Annotated in this window: 15 protein-coding genes; 6 read left to right on the top strand and 9 right to left on the bottom strand. The window is 69.6% G+C overall.

The annotated features are described in order from the left end of the window. Positions 1 to 110 precede the first annotated feature (110 nt). From purH to dsbD, 7 genes are all read right to left on the bottom strand, one after another. Positions 111 to 1,685 carry a bifunctional phosphoribosylaminoimidazolecarboxamide formyltransferase/IMP cyclohydrolase gene (gene purH / locus ACXAFN_RS00195; protein WP_474985171.1) on the bottom strand — a complete coding sequence of 525 codons (1,575 nt, stop codon included), beginning with the start codon at positions 1,683 to 1,685 and terminating at the stop codon, positions 111 to 113. Between the two features lie 75 nt (positions 1,686 to 1,760). Next, positions 1,761 to 2,099: a DNA-binding transcriptional regulator Fis gene (gene fis, locus ACXAFN_RS00190; protein WP_474985169.1), complete on the bottom strand. Its 339-nt coding sequence runs from the start codon at positions 2,097 to 2,099 to the stop codon at positions 1,761 to 1,763. Further along, positions 2,096 to 3,154 (bottom strand): tRNA dihydrouridine synthase DusB, encoded by a 1,059-nt coding sequence (gene dusB / locus ACXAFN_RS00185; protein ID WP_474985167.1) that lies wholly within the window; start codon positions 3,152 to 3,154, stop codon positions 2,096 to 2,098. Before dusB ends, fis begins: the two co-directional genes overlap by 4 nt. A gap of 73 nt (positions 3,155 to 3,227) precedes the next feature. Next, positions 3,228 to 4,142, bottom strand: a complete 915-nt coding sequence (gene prmA, locus ACXAFN_RS00180; protein ID WP_474985165.1) for a 50S ribosomal protein L11 methyltransferase — start codon at positions 4,140 to 4,142, stop codon at positions 3,228 to 3,230. Positions 4,143 to 4,220: 78 nt separating this feature from the next. Then, on the bottom strand, positions 4,221 to 5,561 hold the full coding sequence (gene accC, locus ACXAFN_RS00175; RefSeq protein ID WP_474985163.1) for an acetyl-CoA carboxylase biotin carboxylase subunit: 1,341 nt from the start codon (positions 5,559 to 5,561) through the stop codon (positions 4,221 to 4,223). Between the two features lie 28 nt (positions 5,562 to 5,589). Further along, positions 5,590 to 6,063 (bottom strand): acetyl-CoA carboxylase biotin carboxyl carrier protein, encoded by a 474-nt coding sequence (accB, locus tag ACXAFN_RS00170; protein WP_474985161.1) that lies wholly within the window; start codon positions 6,061 to 6,063, stop codon positions 5,590 to 5,592. 199 nt (positions 6,064 to 6,262) lie between these two features. Beyond that, positions 6,263 to 8,128 carry a protein-disulfide reductase DsbD gene (gene dsbD, locus ACXAFN_RS00165; RefSeq protein ID WP_474985159.1) on the bottom strand — a complete coding sequence of 622 codons (1,866 nt, stop codon included), beginning with the start codon at positions 8,126 to 8,128 and terminating at the stop codon, positions 6,263 to 6,265. A 429-nt stretch (positions 8,129 to 8,557) separates the two neighbouring features. On the opposite strand from dsbD, the gene ACXAFN_RS00160 reads away from it, so the two are divergent. Further along, positions 8,558 to 9,760 carry a DUF2333 family protein gene (locus tag ACXAFN_RS00160; protein ID WP_474985157.1) on the top strand — a complete coding sequence of 401 codons (1,203 nt, stop codon included), beginning with the start codon at positions 8,558 to 8,560 and terminating at the stop codon, positions 9,758 to 9,760. A 108-nt stretch (positions 9,761 to 9,868) separates the two neighbouring features. On the opposite strand, the gene ppa is transcribed toward ACXAFN_RS00160, so the two are convergent. Next, the gene (ppa, locus tag ACXAFN_RS00155) at positions 9,869 to 10,399 is read right to left on the bottom strand and encodes an inorganic diphosphatase (RefSeq protein ID WP_474985155.1); all 531 of its coding nucleotides are present in this window, start codon (positions 10,397 to 10,399) and stop codon (positions 9,869 to 9,871) included. Positions 10,400 to 10,588: 189 nt separating this feature from the next. Here ppa and ACXAFN_RS00150 point away from each other — a divergent pair, with 189 nt between their 5' ends. Then, positions 10,589 to 12,307 (top strand): bifunctional protein-serine/threonine kinase/phosphatase, encoded by a 1,719-nt coding sequence (locus ACXAFN_RS00150; RefSeq protein ID WP_474985153.1) that lies wholly within the window; start codon positions 10,589 to 10,591, stop codon positions 12,305 to 12,307. A gap of 51 nt (positions 12,308 to 12,358) precedes the next feature. Beyond that, positions 12,359 to 12,580 carry a hypothetical protein gene (locus ACXAFN_RS00145; protein ID WP_474985151.1) on the top strand — a complete coding sequence of 74 codons (222 nt, stop codon included), beginning with the start codon at positions 12,359 to 12,361 and terminating at the stop codon, positions 12,578 to 12,580. On the opposite strand, the gene ACXAFN_RS00140 is transcribed toward ACXAFN_RS00145, so the two are convergent. Continuing rightward, complete coding sequence (locus tag ACXAFN_RS00140) at positions 12,570 to 13,829, bottom strand: 6-phosphofructokinase (RefSeq protein ID WP_474985149.1); 1,260 nt, start codon at positions 13,827 to 13,829, stop codon at positions 12,570 to 12,572. The two genes, ACXAFN_RS00145 and ACXAFN_RS00140, sit on opposite strands and share 11 nt — an antisense overlap. A gap of 229 nt (positions 13,830 to 14,058) precedes the next feature. Here ACXAFN_RS00140 and mpl point away from each other — a divergent pair, with 229 nt between their 5' ends. The 3 genes from mpl to ACXAFN_RS00125 all read left to right on the top strand — a co-directional run bounded on the left by mpl (position 14,059) and on the right by ACXAFN_RS00125 (position 16,926). Next, positions 14,059 to 15,441 carry a UDP-N-acetylmuramate:L-alanyl-gamma-D-glutamyl-meso-diaminopimelate ligase gene (gene mpl / locus ACXAFN_RS00135; protein ID WP_474985147.1) on the top strand — a complete coding sequence of 461 codons (1,383 nt, stop codon included), beginning with the start codon at positions 14,059 to 14,061 and terminating at the stop codon, positions 15,439 to 15,441. After that, entirely contained in the window at positions 15,431 to 16,057 is a 627-nt protein-coding gene (locus ACXAFN_RS00130) for a flavin prenyltransferase UbiX (RefSeq protein WP_474985145.1), read from the top strand. The genes mpl and ACXAFN_RS00130 overlap by 11 nt, the downstream gene beginning before the upstream one ends. Positions 16,058 to 16,302: 245 nt before the next feature. Then, positions 16,303 to 16,926, top strand: coding sequence for a LysE family translocator (locus tag ACXAFN_RS00125; protein ID WP_474985143.1), 624 nt, complete (start codon positions 16,303 to 16,305; stop codon positions 16,924 to 16,926). Positions 16,927 to 17,063 lie beyond the last annotated feature (137 nt).

Genomic DNA, 17,063 nt, shown 5'->3' with positions numbered 1-17,063 from the left:
ATGGTCAGGCTAGGCGAAAAGCGGCGAAAGAGCGGAGTTTGTCAGCAAATGAGCATCTTGATGCCGCTTTTCAACGACGCATGGCCGAATTCCAGCGTTTTCATTGAAGATCAGTGGCGGAAGTGGCGCATACCGGTGAACACCATGGCGATGCCCGCCTCGTTGGCGGCGTCGATCACCTCCTGGTCGCGCATGGAGCCGCCGGGCTGGATCACCGCGGTGATACCGGCCTTGGCGGCGGCGTCGATGCCGTCGCGGAACGGGAAGAAGGCGTCGGATGCCATGACCGAGCCGGGCACCGAGAGGCCCTCGTCGGCGGCCTTGATGCCGGCGATCCTGGCCGAATAGACGCGGCTCATCTGGCCGGCGCCGACGCCGATGGTCTGGCCGTCCTTGGCGTAGACGATGGCGTTGGACTTGACGTACTTGCCGACCTTCCAGGCGAAGGCCAGGTCACGCATCTCCTGCTCGCTGGGCACCCGCTCGGTGACCACGGTCAGCTCGTCGCGACCCACCATGCCGAGGTCGCGGTCCTGGACCAGCAGCCCGCCGGTGACGCGCTTGAAATCGTGGGCGTGCTCGCGCTCACCGGGCCAGTGGGCGCCGATATCGAGCAGTCGCACGTTCTTCTTCTCGGCGACGATCTCGCGGGCCTCGGCCTCCACGCCCGGGGCGATGATCACCTCGACGAACTGGCGGTCGATGATGGTGCGGGCGGTCTCGGCGTCCAGCGCCCGGTTGAAGGCGATGATGCCGCCGAAGGCGCTGGTGGGGTCGGTGGCGAAGGCCTTGTCGTAAGCCTCCACCGGGCTGGCGCCCACCGCCACGCCGCAGGGGTTGGCGTGCTTGACGATCACGCAGGCGGTGTCGGTGAAGGTCTTGACGCACTCCAGGGCGGCGTCGGTGTCGGCCACGTTGTTGAACGACAGCGGCTTGCCCTGCAGGGTCTCGGCGGTGGCCACGCTCGGCTCGCGGCAGTCGGGCTCCACGTAGAAGGCGGCGGCCTGGTGGGGGTTCTCGCCGTAGCGCATGGCCTGCTTCTTGTGGAACTGCAGGTTGTAGGTGCGCGGGAAGCCGTCCTCGCCGCCCTCGACGCGCTGGCCGAGATAGTCGGCGATGGCGGCGTCATAGCCGGCGGTGTGTTCGAAGGCCTTGACCGCCAGGTCGAAGCGGGTGACCTGCTGCATGCCGCCCCGGGCGACCTCGTCCAGCACCCGGGCATAGTCGCCGGCGTCCACCACGATGGTGGTGTGGGCATGGTTCTTGGCGCAGGCGCGGACCATGGTCGGGCCGCCAATGTCGATGTTCTCGATGGCGTCCTCGAGCGTGCAGTCCGGGCGCGCCACGGTGGCCGAGAACGGGTAGAGGTTGACCACCACCATGTCGATGGGGTCGATGCCATGCTCGGCCATCACCGCGTCGTCCTGGCCGCGACGGCCGAGGATGCCGCCGTGGATCTTGGGATGCAGGGTCTTGACCCGGCCGTCCATGATCTCGGGGAAGCCGGTGTGCTCGGAGACCTCGGTGACCGGGATGCCGTTCTCCTGCAGCAGGCGGAAGGTGCCGCCGGTGGAGAGCAGCTCGACGCCCTGGGCGCTGAGGCCGCGGGCGAAGTCGACGATGCCGGTCTTGTCGGACACGCTGATCAGGGCGCGGCGAACCGGCGTGGTGGAGGCTTGGGACATGGATTCACTCTGTTGCGGGCATGGAGAGGGTGGTCGGAAAGCAGGCGAGGGCGCTCTTCGGCGCCCTCGCGGGAATCAGATCAGGCCATAGTGCTTGAGTTTCTTGCGCAGGGTGCCGCGGTTCAGGCCGAGCATCTCGGCGGCCCGGGTCTGATTGCCCTGGGCGTGGGCGAGGACGGCCGTGAGCAGCGGCGCCTCGACCTCGGCCATGACCATGGCGTGAAGGTCGGTGACGTCGCTGCCGTCGAGATGAGCGAAGTAGCGGCGCATGGCGGCCTCGACGGCCTCGCGCAGGGGCATGTCGTCATGCGGGCGAGGGGCGGTGCCATCGGCGGCCTCGGCGAGGCTCCGGGAGGCGTGGGCGTCCAGCTCGGTCAGCGCGGGATCGTGGTCAAAGGCTTGGCTGCTGGTCATGCGGCACAGGTTCCGTCCGGCGCCATGACCCGGGCGACACGGTCGGGGGCCGTGGCGGGGTCATGACGAAAGAGTTCGTCGATGAAGCGGCACTGGTCAGCGGCGCTGTCCAGGCCATTGAAGGTGGCACGCAGGGCGCGGCGCCCGTCGTCATCGAGCCGGGCGTCCCCGGCCAGATACCAGCCGAGGTGCTTGCGGGCGATGCGCACGCCCATGTGCTCACCATAGAAATCGTGCAGGGCCACCAGGTGGCCGTGCAGCACCGTCGCGCGCTCGGCGTCGTCCGGGGACGCCAGGCGCCGGCCGTGGCGCAGGAAATGGTCGATCTCGCGGAAGATCCAGGGATTGCCCTGGGCGCCGCGGCCGATCATCACCGCATCCGCCCCAGTATAGTCGAGGACGTGGCGGGCCTTCTCGGGCGAATCGATGTCGCCGTTGGCGAACACCGGCAGGCCGACGGCGGCCTTGATGGCGGCGATGGTGTCGTATTCCGCTTCGCCCCCGTAGCGCTGCTGGCGATGGCGACCATGAACGGCCAGGGCCTGGATGCCGGCGGCCTCGGCCAGCCGCGCTACCCGCACCCCGTTGTTGCTGTCGGCGCACCAGCCGGTGCGGATCTTCAGCGTCACCGGCACGTCCACCGCGGCGACCACCGCGTCGAGGATCTCGGCGACCAGCGCCTCGTCGCGCAGCAGCGCCGAGCCGGCGGCCTTGTTGCAGACCTTCTTGGCCGGGCAGCCCATGTTGATGTCGATGATCTCGGCGCCCATCTCGGCATTGAGCCGCGCCGCCTCGGCGAGCATCTCGGCGTCGCCGCCGGCGATCTGCACGGCGCGGGGACCGGGTTCGCCACTATGGTCCATGCGCAGCCGCGACTTGCGGGTATGCCACAGCTTGGGGTCCGAGGTCACCATCTCGCCCACCACCAGGCCCGCGCCCAGCCGGCGGCAGAGCGCGCGGAAGGGGCGGTCGGTGACGCCGGCCATGGGCGCCAGGATCACCCGGTTGGGCAGGGTGTGGCGGCCGATGCGGGGCAGGGAACGTGAGTCGGGCATGAGCGCAATCGGTGGTTCGAAGGGGGACACATCATACGCCCCCCGAGGGCCTGGGTGAAGGTGGGCGCGCGTCTCAGTGCGGGCGCCGCCCCGTGAGGCGGACCCAGCCCTCGCGCACCTCGGGCTCGTCCATCAGCAGCCCGCGGGCCTCGTAGGCCTCGCGGACCTCGCCGGCCTGGGCCTCGAGGATGCCGGACAGCGCCAGGCGCCCGCCCGGCGCTACACGTTCGGCGATCTCGTCGGCCAGTTCGACCAGCGGCCCGGCCAGGATGTTGGCGACCACCACCGGGAAGCGCGCCGAGGCGTCGAGCCGTTCGGGGTAGTGCAGGGCGAAGGCCTCCGCGGCGATGCCGTTGCGCTCGGCGTTGTCGCGGCTGGCCGAGAGCGCCTGGGGATCGATGTCGGTGCCCACTGCGCTGTCGGCGCCGAGCCTGAGGGCGGCGATGGCCAGGATGCCGGAGCCGCAGCCCACGTCGAGTACCTGACGAGTCGCCAGTTCGCCGGCCACGGCGAGCTCGTCCAGCCAGGCCAGGCACAGCGCCGTGGTCGGGTGAGTGCCGGTGCCGAAGGCCAGGCCGGGATCGAGCAGCAGGTTCACCGCCTCGGGGTCCGGCGCCTCGTGCCAGCTGGGCACGATCCACAGGCGCTGGCCCATGCGCAGGGGCTGGAAATCGTCCATCCAGGCGCGTTCCCAGTCGCGGTCGTCGAGCAGCTCGTGCTCGATCTCGGGGCAGGGTTCGCCGGGCATGGCCTCGGCCCAGGCGGCGCCGAGGCGCTCGAGCATCGCCGGCAGGCCCTCGAGGTCGTCGTAGAGGCCGGTCAGCACCGTCTCGTCCCACAGCGGCGTGGTGCCGCGTTCGGGCTCGAACAGTGGATCGTCCTCGGCGTCCTGGAGCGTGATGGCGGTGGCGCCTTCGTCCAGCAGCAGTTCCTCGAGCAGGTCGGCCTGCTCGGGGGCGATGCGCGCCTTGAGTTGCAGCCAGGGCATGGTGACTCCCGGGAATCGCGTGGGGAAACGACGGCGGGGCGGCCAAGCCGCCCCGCGCCGCAGGAGGTTCGGCCGGGCTCAGAGTCCGAGCTTCTTCTCCAGATAGTGGATGTTCACGCCGCCCTGCTGGAAGTAGCCGTCGCGGACCAGGTCCTTGTGCAGGTCGGTGTTGGTCTTGATGCCCTCGACCAGCAGCTCGTCCAGGGCGTTGCGCATGCGCGTCAGCGCCGTCTCGCGGCTGGCGCCCCAGGTGATCAGCTTGCCGATCAGCGAGTCGTAGTGCGGCGGTACCGAGTAGCCGGTATAGACGTGGGAGTCCATGCGCACGCCCAGCCCACCCGGCGGGTGATAGAGGGTGACCTTGCCGGGGGAGGGCATGAAGGTCCTGGCGTCCTCGGCGTTGATCCGGCACTCGAAGGCGTGGCCATTGAGCTCGACCTCGTCCTGGCCGATCGACAGCGGCAGGCCGGAGGCGATGCGCAGCTGTTCGCGGACGATGTCGACGCCGGTGACCATCTCGGTGACCGGGTGCTCGACCTGCACGCGGGTGTTCATCTCGATGAAGAAGAACTGGCCGTTCTCGTAGAGGAACTCGAAGGTGCCGGCGCCGCGGTAGCCGATCTCGAGGCAGGCGTCGGTACACGACTTGAGCACCTGGGCGCGGGCGTCCTGGTCCAGGCCCGGGGCAGGCGCTTCCTCGATGACCTTCTGGTGACGGCGCTGCAGCGAGCAGTCGCGGTCAAAGAGGTGGATGGCGTTGCCTTGGCCGTCGGCCAGTACCTGCACCTCGACGTGGCGCGGATTCTCGAGGAACTTCTCCATGTAGACGGTGCCGTCGCCGAAGGCCGAATGGGCCTCGGTGCGGGTCACGGTCACCGCGGAGAGCAGGTGGCCCTCGGCGTGCACCACGCGCATGCCGCGTCCGCCGCCGCCGGCGGCCGCCTTGATGATCACCGGGTAGCCGATGCGCCGTGCGGTGGCGAGGATCTCGCCCTCGTCGTCGCCGAGCGGGCCATCGGAGCCCGGCACGGTGGGGACGCCGGCCTTCTTCATGGCCTCGATGGCGCTGACCTTGTCGCCCATCAGGCGAATGGTCTCGGCCCTGGGGCCGATGAAGGTGAAGCCGGAGCGTTCCACCTGTTCGGCGAAGTCGGCGTTCTCGGAGAGGAAGCCGTAGCCGGGATGGATGGCGCTCGAGTCGGTGACCTCGGCGGCACTGATCAGCGCCGGGATGTTGAGGTAGGACTGGGCCGAGGAGGCGGGGCCGATGCACACGGCCTCGTCGGCCAGGCGCACGTGCATCAGCTCGCGGTCGGCCTTGGAGTGTACCGCGACCGTGCGAATGCCCAGCTCCTTGCAGGCGCGCAGGATGCGCAGGGCGATCTCGCCGCGATTGGCGATGAGAACCTTGTCCAGCATGATGGGGTCCGCCAAGTGGGTGAAAAGATCAGGAGATGACGACCATCGGCTGCTCGAATTCGACCGGCTCGCCGTCCTCGACCACGATGGCCTCGATGACGCCGTCACGGTCGGCCTCGATCTGGTTCATCATCTTCATCGCTTCGACGATGCAGATGGTCTCTCCCTTCTTGACGCTCTGGCCGACTTCGATGAAGGGCTTGGCACCCGGCGCCGGGGCCCGGTAGAAGGTGCCCACCATGGGGGAAAGGACTTCCTGGCCCTGGTAGCTGGGGCCCTGGTCGGCGGCGGGCTCGGCGGGAGCCGCGGCGGACTGGGCCGCCGGGGCGGCGGGCTGGGCCGGGGCCGGAGCCGGCCAGGCGGGCGCCGGTGCCTGGGGATAGGCGGCACCGTTGGGGTGGCGGCTGATGCGCACCGATTCCTCGCCTTCCTGGATCTCGATCTCGCTGATGTTCGACTCTTCCAGCAGCTCGATCAGCTTCTTGACCTTGCGGATATCCATATGACGTCGTCTCGATGGGTGGATTCGGGGTGACGGCCGGCGCTGTCAACCTTGGCTGAATGTACATAGATCGCGGCAAGATGTCGTCTCTTGCCGCCTCTATCGGCCTCGAAGGGCGATGTGGACGGAGTTTGCCGAAAATCAACGGCGATGTCCAGCGAGCCGGCGAACGCTGTTCGCCGGTGCGTTAAAAGGCCCGTCAGCCCGGATGGCCCGCGCCGTTCAGCCAGCGCTGGACGTCGTCCAGATGGCGCGCCAGGCGTTCGGCGTCGACCTCGCCCTGGAGGCGCGCCTGGCGCAGTTCGCGACCGTCGTCGAAGAATAGCAGGCTCGGCGGGCCGAACAGGGCATAGTGCTCGAGCAGCGTTCGGCTGGCGTCATCGGAGGCGGTGACGTCCACCTCGATGCGGCGAAAGCCTGCCAGCGCCTCGGCCACGGCCGGGTCCGGAAAGACCTCGCGCTTCATGACCTGGCAGGAGATGCACCAGTCGGCGGTGACATCGACGAAGGCCGGCTTGGTCCCCTCGGCCACGGCCGCCTGCAGCTCGTCGAGGCGGGTGACCACCTGGATCGGCTGCCGGGACGAGGTCGCGTCGGTGGCCGTCGTCGGGGTGGCGATGCCGGCCAGCGGTCGCAGCGGGTCCTGGGCGCCCCGGGAGGCGCCGATCACCAGCGTCACCCCCCACACCAGCAGCAGGATGCCCAGCGCCTGGCGAGCCCGTGGCCAGCCCTGGGGCGAGTTCAGGGTCAGGGCGCCGAGCGCCAGGGCGCTGCCGATGGCCAGCGCCGCCCACAGCAGCAGGGCGACCGGCCCGGGGATCAGCCGCTCGACCAGCCACACGGCGACCCCCAGCAGCAGGATGCCGAACACCGCCTTGATGCCTTCCATCCAGGCGCCGGTGCGCGGCAGCAGGCTTGGGCCCAGGGTGCCCACCAGCAGCAGCGGCACGCCCATGCCCAGCGCCAGGGCCAGCAGCGCGGCGCCGCCCATGGCGGCGTCACCGGTGGAGGAAATGAACACCAGGGCGCCGGCCAGCGGCGCCGACACGCAGGGCGATACCACCAGCACCGAGAGGGCTCCGGCCAGGGCCAGTCCCGCCGGTCCGCTGCGCTGGGCGCGGTTCTGCCAGCCCTCGATGCGCTGCGCCAGCCGCGATGACAGGCGCAAGTCGAAGGCGCCGAACATGGCCAGGGCGAACACCGCGAACAGCACGGCGAAGCCGATCAGCACCGGGGCCGACTGCAGTCGGGCCTGGAGATTGAGGCCGGCGCCGAACAGGCCCATCAGCACGCCGACGATGGCGTAGGTGGCGGCCATGCCGGCCACATAACTCGACGACAGCGCCAGGGCCCGCGGGCGACTGGGGTGCTGGCCGACGATGATCGAGGAGAGGATCGGCACCATCGGCAGCACGCAGGGCGTGAAGGTGAGCCCCAGGCCCGCGATGAAGAACAGCCCCAGCACCAGCGGCAGGCTGGCCTCCTGGAGCAGGGTGCGGAAACGGCCGTCCTCGCCGACCGGGGGAGCGGGCGCGGACGTCGTCCCGGCGTCGCCCGGGGCGGTGTTTCCGGCATCTCCCGCGGCATCGGTCGGGACGTCGCGGAAGGCCTGCGGTGCCTGTCCCTGGGGCGCCTGTAGCGAGACCCGTTCGGGAGGGTAGCAGAGGCCCGCGTCGGCGCAGCCCTGGAAGCCCAGGGTCAGGTCGAGGGGGCCGTGCGTCTGGCCCTCGATCGGCACCGTGAACACCACCCGGTCGTAGAAGACCCGCACGTCGCCGAGGAACTCGTCGGTCTTGGCCTCGCCGGCGGGGAGGCGAGGCGTGCCCAGGGTAGTGCCCTGGCTGTCGCTTTCGACGCTGAAGCGATGGCGATAGAGATAGTAGCCCGCGGCGTTCTCGAAGCCGATGTGGAGCGTCTCGCCGTCGTGCCAGGCGCTGGGCTGGAAGGCGGCCTCGACCGGCAGGAAGTCGCCTGCCCCGTCGTCATCGTCGAACCATTGGGCCTGGGCGGTCAGCGGGATCCACAGCAGGGCGAGCAGGCAGAACAGGCGACGGAGTTGCAACACGGGACTTCCCTTCTCAAGGTCTCAAGATGTTTGGCGGAGCGCGTTTGTGACCCGTAACGGGGCATGGGGTTCCGCGGCAGGGCCCGCTATGATCAGATGCTAGGCAATGTCGGAAAACTGTCTGCGCTCGGCTATACCGCGTTAAAAATCGGCTCAAGGTCCTCATTTACACCCCGTAAACTCGCACGCGAGCCCGGTCCGGCTTCTCGCTGATTTTTGCCTTGCGACCCACAGGGATGTGGGAAGTGCGTTGGCCCGTCGGGAACGGGCCTAGCCTTCGCGCGCCGACTTTTCAGGCAAGGCCTAGGGTCGTGCGATGCCCGAGCGGGCGTCGATCCGGTCTAGGATAACGTAGCGGCGGGGTACTGTGGATGCTCCGCCTCCCGGCGCGGGCGAGGCCCGGGCCTTCATCGTCAGGGAATTCGCATCATGGCATTGAAGCGACAGGCGGCCGAACGGCGTCGCCGCAGGATCGAGGCGCTCGAGCGTCCCCAATACGGCTGGATCTGGAAGCCGCTGCTGGCGCTGCTGGTGATCTATCTGCTGGTGGCCCTGGGGCTGGGCATCTGGTGGAGCCGCGCGCCGGCCCTGGAGGCGCAGCGGGAAGCCCCGCCGGTCCCCGAAGCCGCCCCGGGCGGCGCGACCCTGGGCGCCCTGTCGGGCCTGACGACGACGCTGCTCGACAAGCCCGGCGGTTACCTGCGCAACGACCTGGCGCCGCCGGGCCTGTGGCTCGACAACATGCCGGCCTGGGAGCTCGGCGTGCTCAGCCAGGCCCGTCGGCTAGGCCAGGCGCTGCCCGCCATGGCCGGCAGCGAGCCGGCGGCCCTCGAAGCGGTGCGGGTGCAGCTGGAGGGCGACAGCCGTGACTGGTTCTATCCCTCCACCGAGCATCGCCTGGAACAGGTGCGCTCCGGCCTCGAGCGCTATCGGCAAACGCTGGCCGAGGGGCAGGACGGCTTCGCGGCCGATGGCCGGGGCTTGACGCCCTGGCTATCCGGCGTGGCACGTGGGCTCGACGACCTGGGGCGCCGCCTCTCGGCCAGCGTCGGCAACCCCGAGGCGCTGGCGGACCTGGACCTGGAGGCCGAGGGCCTGCCTCGGGAGACGCCCTGGTATCGGGTCGACAACGTCTTCTTCGAGGCGCGCGGCCAGACCTGGGCGCTGCATCGTCTGCTCAGCGCCGTGGGACAGGAGCAGGCCGAGCGGCTCGCCGCCGCCGGGCTGATCGCCCGTTGGGAGCTGCTGGTGGCCGAGCTGGAGCGCAGCCAGCGCCGCCTGTGGAGCCCGGTGGTCCTGAATGGCTCCGGCTTCGGGATCTTCGCCAACCACTCGCTGGTGATGGCCAATCATGTGCTGCGTGCCCGCGATCTGAGTCGCGAACTGGCCGAGGCACTGGCCGTCTCGGGGGCCGCTGGCCCCGCAACAGGCATGACGCCGGAAGCCGGGGACGAAGGCATCGAGGAGTCGTCCGGCGATGCGGGTGCCGCGGAGCCCGTCGGCGTTGCCTCCGATGAGGGCGCGGCGGGGGGCGATGACGTCGAAGCGAGTGTCGAGGCGGCGGCCTCCGGCGATGGCGGCGACGACAGCGCTGACGGCTTGACCGCCCCCGAACCCGGCGCAGACGACTGAGCAGCCAGACTCTACCGTGCTGGTCTGCTTGGAACATACAAGCGCCACTCACGATGAAGGGCCGCCCACCGGGCGGCCCTTCGGTCATTCGCGACACTGCGGCGTCGATCAGGCCTTTTCGTAGGCGGCGGCCGACTTCTCGATGGCCTTGCGGGCGGCCTCGACGCCTTCCCAGGATTCCACCTTGACCCACTTGCCCTTCTCGAGATCCTTGTAGTTCTCGAAGAAGTGGGCGATCTGCTGGCGCAGCAGCTCCGGCAGGTCGGTGACTTCCTGGATGTCGTCGTAGAGGCTGGAGAGCTTGGGATGGGGCACGCACACCAGCTTGGCGTCCTCGCCGGCCTCGTCGGTCATGTTGAGGATACCGACCGGGCGGGCGCGGATGACGCTGCCGGGTTGCACCGGGTAGGGCGTGACCACCAGGGCGTCGAGGGGGTCGCCATCGTCGGCCAGGGTGTGCGGGATGAAGCCGTAGTTGGCCGGGTAGAACATCGGGGTGGCCATGAAGCGGTCGACCAGCAGCGCCCCCATGTCCTTGTCGATCTCGTACTTGACCGGGGCATGGTTGGCCGGGATCTCGATCGCCACGTAGAGGTCGTCGGGAAGGTCCTTGCCGGCGGGGATGTTGTCGAAGTTCATGAGCGCGTCCTTCTCTGGCGGATAGCCGTCGGGTGTAAAATCCGCCGAATTATACGAGGCCGACCCGGCGATTACCAATCCGACCTAGTGTCGAGGGGGAGAGTCAGGAGCGGTGTCTGGCGTGTATCATGAGCCCGCTAGGAAGGGGCCGTCGGCCCTCGGAACCGCTGCCAGCACAAGGAGATCGTCTTGGCGTCCGCGCAACTGTCACTGAGTTTCGGCCAGGCCTTCGTGGTCCCGGCGCGGGGCCGGCATCGCAGTTCGATGTCGGTGTGCCTGCCCGAGGACGCGCTGGTGGCGACCAAGGGCGCCTGCGCGCTGATCACCGATTCCACCTCGCGCAATCCGCTGGCCAAGCAGGCCGGCGACCTCAGCGTCCAGGGCTTCCTGGCCGACTACTATTCGACGCCGGACCACTGGGGAGCCAAGCTGTCGGCGACCCGGGTGCTGCGCTCGCTGAACGCCTGGTGCTTCGGCCAGAGTCGGCAGGTCAGTGACGGCGGCTATGTGAGTTCGATGTCCACCATGGTCTACGAGGGGCGTGAGGCGCACCTCTTCCACATGGGCGACACCCTGGTGTTTCGGCTCAGGGGGGCGGAGTTCGAGCAGCTCACCCGGGATCACGTCACGGACCTCGGCGGCTATCGCTATCCGTCCCGGGCGCTGGGCATGGATGCCAGCCTCGATATCGACTATGTGCAGATGCCGCTCAAGCAGGGCGATATCTTCCTGTTCACCACCCAGGGTGTTCAGGGCACGCTGATGCCGTCGGACTATGTGCGCCTGATTCGCCAGGATGCCAGCGACCTGGATGCCGCCTGCGAGCGACTGGCCCAGACCGCCGGCGAGCGGGCCCGGGAGCGCGGCTACGGCGGCGACCAGTTCTGTTTCCAGCTGGTGCGCATCGATGCCTTGCCCGAGGAGGGCGAGGATCGGCCCGATCGGCGCTACGGCGACCTGCCGATTCCGCCGGAGCTCGACGTGGGCGAGCGGCTGGATGGCCTGGAGGTGCTGGAGGTGCTGTCGCGCACCGCCCAGTCGCGGGTCTACCGGGTGCGCGATGTCCAGTCCGGGCGCGAGATGGTGATGAAGGCGCCGAGTCCCGAGCTTTCCAGCCGCAACGCCTATCTGGAGCACTTCCTGCTCCAGCAGTGGGTCGTGGAGCGCGTCCGTTCGCCGTTCGTGGTGCGGGTCATGGCGCCGTCGCGCCCGCGGCGGCACCTCTACTACCTGATGGCCTACGTGGCCGGGGAGACGCTCGCCGAATGGGCGAGGCGCCATCCCCGGGCCGGCCTGGCCCAGCGCCTGGATATCGCCATCCAGCTCGGCAAGGGCATCCAGGCACTGCATCGCCGCGACCTGCTGCACCAGCGGGTGCATCCCGACAACGTGTTGATCGATCGGCATGGCCAGGTGGTGCTCGCCGACCTGAGTGCCTGCCACCTGCGCGACGTGGACGGCCATCGTCGCTCCCGGGGGCTGCTGCGCCAGGTCGGGCTGACCGAACACAGCGCGCCCGAGTATGCCCTCGATGACGAGGTGGGGCGTCGCAGCGACCAGTACTCGCTGGCCTCCACGACCTACTGGCTGCTTACCGGCGCCTTGCCCTATGAGCAGCCGGTCAAGGACCTGCTGCGCCACACCGACCTGGAGCGAATGCACTATCGCAGCGCCCGGAGCCACGACGCCGAGATTCCGCCGGCCCTCGATGAGGCGTTGCGGCGGGCGCTCACGCCCCAGCGGGCGCTGCGCTATCGGCGACTGTCGGAGTTCCTGCACGCCCTGCGCACGCCGGAGGAGGCCGGCGGCGCCGCATCGCGCCCTCGCTGGCACGAGCCGAGTCGGCTGTGGCAGGCGGTGGCCGGCGTGCTGCTGGTGCTGCTGGTGCTGAGCTGGTGGCTGCGCTAGTCACGAGCCACGAGCTACGAGCGAAAAAGAACGCCACCGCCCCGAGGGGTAGTGGCGTTCTGTTTTGTGTGGGGCAGGCTTGTTAGCCCGCAGCCCGCAGCCCGCAGCCCGCAGCCCGCAGCCCGCAGCCCGCAGCCCGCAGCCCGCAGCCCGCAGCCCGCAGCCCGCAGCCCGCAGCCCGCAGCCCGCAGCCCGCAGCCCGCAGCCCGCAGCCCGCAGCCCGCAGCCCGCAGCCCGCAGCCCGCAGCCCGCAGCCCGACGCTTAGATCTTGAATTCCGGCAGCTTGCGCTCGGCGCGATGCTTGGTCAGCTTGGCCACCTTGGGCAGGCCGTTCTCGAAGGGCGGGAAGTCCTCGCCCTGGATCAGCGGCGACAGGTAGCGGCGGCAGGCCTCGGTGATGCCGAAGCCGTCCTCGCGGATGAAGTCGCGGGGCATGAACTTCTCGCGGTTGGCCACCTCGGCCAGCGGGGCGGCCTCGACGCTCCAGGAATAGGGCGCGTCGCCGGTGCGCTTGATCGCCGGCATCTTGGCGTTGTCGCCGGCCAGCGCCAGCTCGACGGCCTTCTCGCCCACCGCGTAGGCCTGGTCGACGTCGGTCTTGGAGGCCAGGTGACGCGCGGCACGCTGCAGGTAGTCGGCCACCGCCCAGTGGTACTTGTAGCCCAGGTCCTGCTTGACCATACCGGCGAGCGTCGGCGCCACGCCGCCCAGCTGACGGTGGCCGAAGGCGTCGGTGTTGCCGGAGTCGGCGAGGAAGGTGCCGTCCTCGTAGCGGGCGCCCTCGGAGACCACGATCACGCAGTAGCCGTAGTCCTTGACGGACTGCTCGACCCGGGCCATGACCGCGGCGCGGTCGAAGGCGACCTCGGGGAAGATCACCAGGTGCGGGGCGTCGCCTTCCTTCTCCCCGGCCAGGGCGCCGGCGGCGGCGATCCAGCCGGCGTGGCGGCCCATCACCTCGAGCACGAACACCTTGGTGGAGGTGGCGCACATGGAGGCGATGTCCAGCGATGCCTCCAGGGTGGAGGTGGCGATGTACTTGGCCACACTGCCGAAGCCCGGGGAGTTGTCGGTGATCGGCAGGTCGTTGTCCACGGTCTTGGGCACGTGGATGGCGGTCAGCGGGTAGCCCATCTTCTCGGACAGCTGGGAGACCTTGAGGCAGGTGTCGGCGCTGTCGCCGCCGCCGTTGTAGAAGAAGTAGCGGATGTCGTGGGCCTTGAAGACCTCGATCAGGCGCTCGTACTGGGCGCGGTGGGTCTCGATGTCCTTGAGCTTGTAGCGGCAGGAGCCGAAGGCGCCGGCGGGGGTATGACGCAACGCCGCGATGGCTTCGTCGCTCTCCTGGCTGACATCGATCAGGTCCTCGGTCAGGGCGCCGATGATGCCGTTGTGGCCGGCGTAGACCTTGCCGATCTGGTCGGAGTGGCGGCGGCAGGCCTCGATGACGCCGCAGGCGCTGGCGTTGATCACGGCGGTGACGCCGCCGGACTGGGCGTAGAAGGCGTTGTGCTGGGCCATGGGGCTATCCTGTTGCTGGTCGCGTCATGGGAAGCGGCCGCGCGGCGGGGCGCTTCCGGGGTTCGTCCGGGGAAAGGCGTCGATTCTAGCCCATCGCCCCGATGCCTGCATCCCGTCGGCGATCCGCGACGTCCGCGGACGCTGGAGGGGGCGCGGGGGCCATGCTAGGCTGCCGCTTTCCGCGGGCGGCCGATGGTCGTCGGCAAGGCATTTCGGTAGCGGAGAGTCCATGCACCTTCATATTCTCGGCATCTGCGGCACCTTCATGGGTAGCCTGGCGCTACTGGCCCGGGAGCAGGGGCATCGCGTCAGCGGCTCGGATGCCGGTGTCTACCCCCCCATGAGCACCCAGCTCGAGCAGGCGGGCATCGTCCTCGCCGAGGGCTTCGCCGCCGGAAACCTGGAGCCGCGCCCCGACCTGGTGGTGATCGGCAATGCCCTGTCTCGGGGCAACCCCGAGGTCGAGGCGGTGCTGGATCGAGGGTTGCCCTACGTCTCCGGTCCCCAGTGGCTCGCCGAGCATGTCTTGCCCGGCCGGAGGGTGATCGCCGTGGCCGGCACCCACGGCAAGACCACCACGGCGAGCCTCACTGCCTGGCTGCTGGAGGCAGCGGGTCGGGCGCCGGGGTTCCTGATCGGCGGCGTGCCGCGCAACTTCGGCATCTCGGCCCGCCTGGGAGCGCCGGAGGCGCCCTTCGTGGTGGAGGCCGACGAGTACGATACCGCCTTCTTCGACAAGCGTTCCAAGTTCGTCCACTACCGCCCCGAGATCGCGGTGCTGGGCAATCTGGAATACGACCACGCCGACATCTTTCCCGACCTGGCCGCCATCGAACGCCAGTTCCACCACCTGGTGCGCACCGTGCCGGGCAAGGGGCGGCTGCTGGTGGCCGACGGCGAGCCGGCCCTGGAACGGGTGCTCGAGCAGGGCTGCTGGACCCCGGTCGAACGCTTCGGCCAGGCGTCGGACAGTCCTTGGCGCCTCGAGCTCGAGCGCGAGGACGCCAGCCGTTTCCGGGTCGTGCATCGCGGTGCCGACCGCGAGCAAGAGGCCGTGATCGACTGGGGGCTGACCGGCGAGTACAACGCCCGCAACGCCCTGGCGGCGCTGGCCGCCGCCCAGGCCTGCGGCGTCGCCCTGGCCGAGGGCGCCGAGGCGCTGGCCCGCTTCCAGTCGCCGCGTCGCCGCCAGGAGGTGCGCGGCGAGGTGGCCGGCATCCAGGTGATCGACGACTTCGCCCACCATCCCACGGCCATCGCCGCCACCCTGGCCGGGCTGCGCGCCGCCACGCCTGGCGGCCGCCTGCTGGCGGTGATCGAGCCGCGTTCCAATACCATGCGCCTCGGCACCCTGCGCGAGCGGCTGGCGAGCAGCGTGGCCTGTGCCGATGCCGCCTACTGGTATCAGCCGCCGGGGCTCGACTGGTCGCTGTCGCCGGTGATCGAGGCCGCCGGCCGGCCGGGTGGCGCCTTCGACGACCTGGAGGCGCTGGTGGCGACCCTGGTCGCCGAGGCCCGCGAGGGAGACCGCCTGGTGGTGATGTCCAACGGCGGCTTCGGCGGCATCCACGACAAGCTGCTGACGGCGCTGGAGGTGGCCCATGGCGGCTGAGCATGAAGGTCGGTTCGAGCCCCCGGTCACGGTGGCGCTGACCGGAGCCTCGGGGGCCCAGTACGGGCTGCGCCTGATCGAGGCGCTGGTGGCGGCGAACCGCGAGGTCTGGGTGATGATCTCCAAGGCCGCCCTGCTGGTGATCGCCACCGAGACTGAGGACGAACTGCCGGCGCGCCCCGAACGCCTGGCCGAGGCGCTCACCGAGCGCTGCGGGGCAGGCCCCGGCCAGATCCGCTGCTTCGGCCGCGAGGACTGGATGGCCCCGGTGGCCTCCGGCTCCGGGGCCAGCTCGGCAATGGTGATCTGCCCCTGCTCCACGGGGACCCTCTCGGCGGTGGCCTGCGGCGCCAGCAACAACCTCATCGAGCGCGCCGCCGACGTGGCGCTGAAGGAGCGTCGCCAGTTGATCCTGGTGCCCCGCGAGACGCCGCTGTCGGCCATCCATCTGGAGCACATGCTGTCGCTGACCCGGATGGGCGCGGTGATGATGCCGGCGGCGCCGGGGTTCTATCACAAGCCGCAGGGCATCGAGGATCTCGTCGACTTCATCGTCGCCCGGATCCTCAACCAGCTCGGCATCGAGCATCGACTGATGCCCCGCTGGGGGGAGTGAGGAGCGATGAAGACGGGGTGAGGAGTAAGGAGTAAGGAGTAAGGAGGAGGCAGCGGAGACGAGCCACCGGCCATACTGCTTCCTTCGCACCTCGCACCTCGCACCTCGCACCTCGCACCTCGCACCTCGCACCTCGCACCTCGCACCTCGCACCTCGCACCTCGCACCTCGCACCTCGCACCTCGCACCTCGCACCTCGCCGCCCGACGTGCGTTTTGGCCATTCAAGGAGGAGGCCCGCCACCGATGATCGATCTCGCCGTCTTGTCGGTGTTCGTGCCGACCTTTCTGCTGGTCTCGTTGACCCCGGGCATGTGCATGACCCTGGCCATGGTGCTGGGCATGACCCAGGGGGTGAGGCGCACGCTGTGGATGATGGCCGGCGAGCTGGTCGGCGTGGGGCTGGTGGCGGTGGCCGCCGGGGCCGGGGTGGCCGCCCTGATGCTGCGCCAGCCCGGCCTGTTCGCCGTGTTCAAGTGGCTGGGCGGGGCCTACCTGGCTTATCTGGGCGTGATGATGTGGCGTTCCCGGGGGCGCATGGCGATCCCCGATACCCTGGCGTCCCAGGCCCGTGCCGGCCGCCGCGAGCTGGCCGTGCAGGGGCTGGTCACCGCCATCGCCAACCCCAAGGGCTGGGCCTTCTTCATGGCTCTGCTGCCCCCCTTCCTGGATGCCTCGCGGCCGCTTGCAGCCCAGCTGGTCGCGCTGGTGGCGGTGATCCTGACCATCGAGTTCGGCGCCTTGCTGGCCTATGCCACCGGCGGACAGACGCTGCGCCACCTGTTGGGGCAGGCCGACAAGGTGCGGTTGCTCAATCGCCTGGCCGGTACCCTGATGGTGGGTGTGGGGCTGTGGCTGGCGCTGGGCTGACCCCGGACATCGTCCGGGAGCTAGAAGCTTGAAGAGCGCCGCTTCGCGGCTGGACGCTTGAAGTCAAAAACGTGCAGAAACCCTTGACCCGATTGTTGCCGGGCTCATGCTGACTTCCAGCTTCCAGCTTCCAGCTT

Source organism: Halomonas sp. ABH4_019 (assembly GCF_056159885.1).
This window is presented reverse-complemented; position numbering and strand designations above follow the sequence as displayed.

What these genes read in the sequence shown, in the direction of transcription:
- purH (WP_474985171.1), bottom strand. Translation starts at nt 1,685, where the DNA reads ATGTCCCAAGCCTCCACCACGCCGGTTCGCCGCGCCCTGATCAGCGTG.
- fis (WP_474985169.1), bottom strand. Translation starts at nt 2,099, where the DNA reads ATGACCAGCAGCCAAGCCTTTGACCACGATCCCGCGCTGACCGAGCTG.
- dusB (WP_474985167.1), bottom strand. Translation starts at nt 3,154, where the DNA reads ATGCCCGACTCACGTTCCCTGCCCCGCATCGGCCGCCACACCCTGCCC.
- prmA (WP_474985165.1), bottom strand. Translation starts at nt 4,142, where the DNA reads ATGCCCTGGCTGCAACTCAAGGCGCGCATCGCCCCCGAGCAGGCCGAC.
- accC (WP_474985163.1), bottom strand. Translation starts at nt 5,561, where the DNA reads ATGCTGGACAAGGTTCTCATCGCCAATCGCGGCGAGATCGCCCTGCGC.
- accB (WP_474985161.1), bottom strand. Translation starts at nt 6,063, where the DNA reads ATGGATATCCGCAAGGTCAAGAAGCTGATCGAGCTGCTGGAAGAGTCG.
- ACXAFN_RS00160 (WP_474985157.1), top strand. Translation starts at nt 8,558, where the DNA reads ATGGCATTGAAGCGACAGGCGGCCGAACGGCGTCGCCGCAGGATCGAG.
- ppa (WP_474985155.1), bottom strand. Translation starts at nt 10,399, where the DNA reads ATGAACTTCGACAACATCCCCGCCGGCAAGGACCTTCCCGACGACCTC.
- ACXAFN_RS00140 (WP_474985149.1), bottom strand. Translation starts at nt 13,829, where the DNA reads ATGGCCCAGCACAACGCCTTCTACGCCCAGTCCGGCGGCGTCACCGCC.
- mpl (WP_474985147.1), top strand. Translation starts at nt 14,059, where the DNA reads ATGCACCTTCATATTCTCGGCATCTGCGGCACCTTCATGGGTAGCCTG.
- ACXAFN_RS00130 (WP_474985145.1), top strand. Translation starts at nt 15,431, where the DNA reads ATGGCGGCTGAGCATGAAGGTCGGTTCGAGCCCCCGGTCACGGTGGCG.
- ACXAFN_RS00125 (WP_474985143.1), top strand. Translation starts at nt 16,303, where the DNA reads ATGATCGATCTCGCCGTCTTGTCGGTGTTCGTGCCGACCTTTCTGCTG.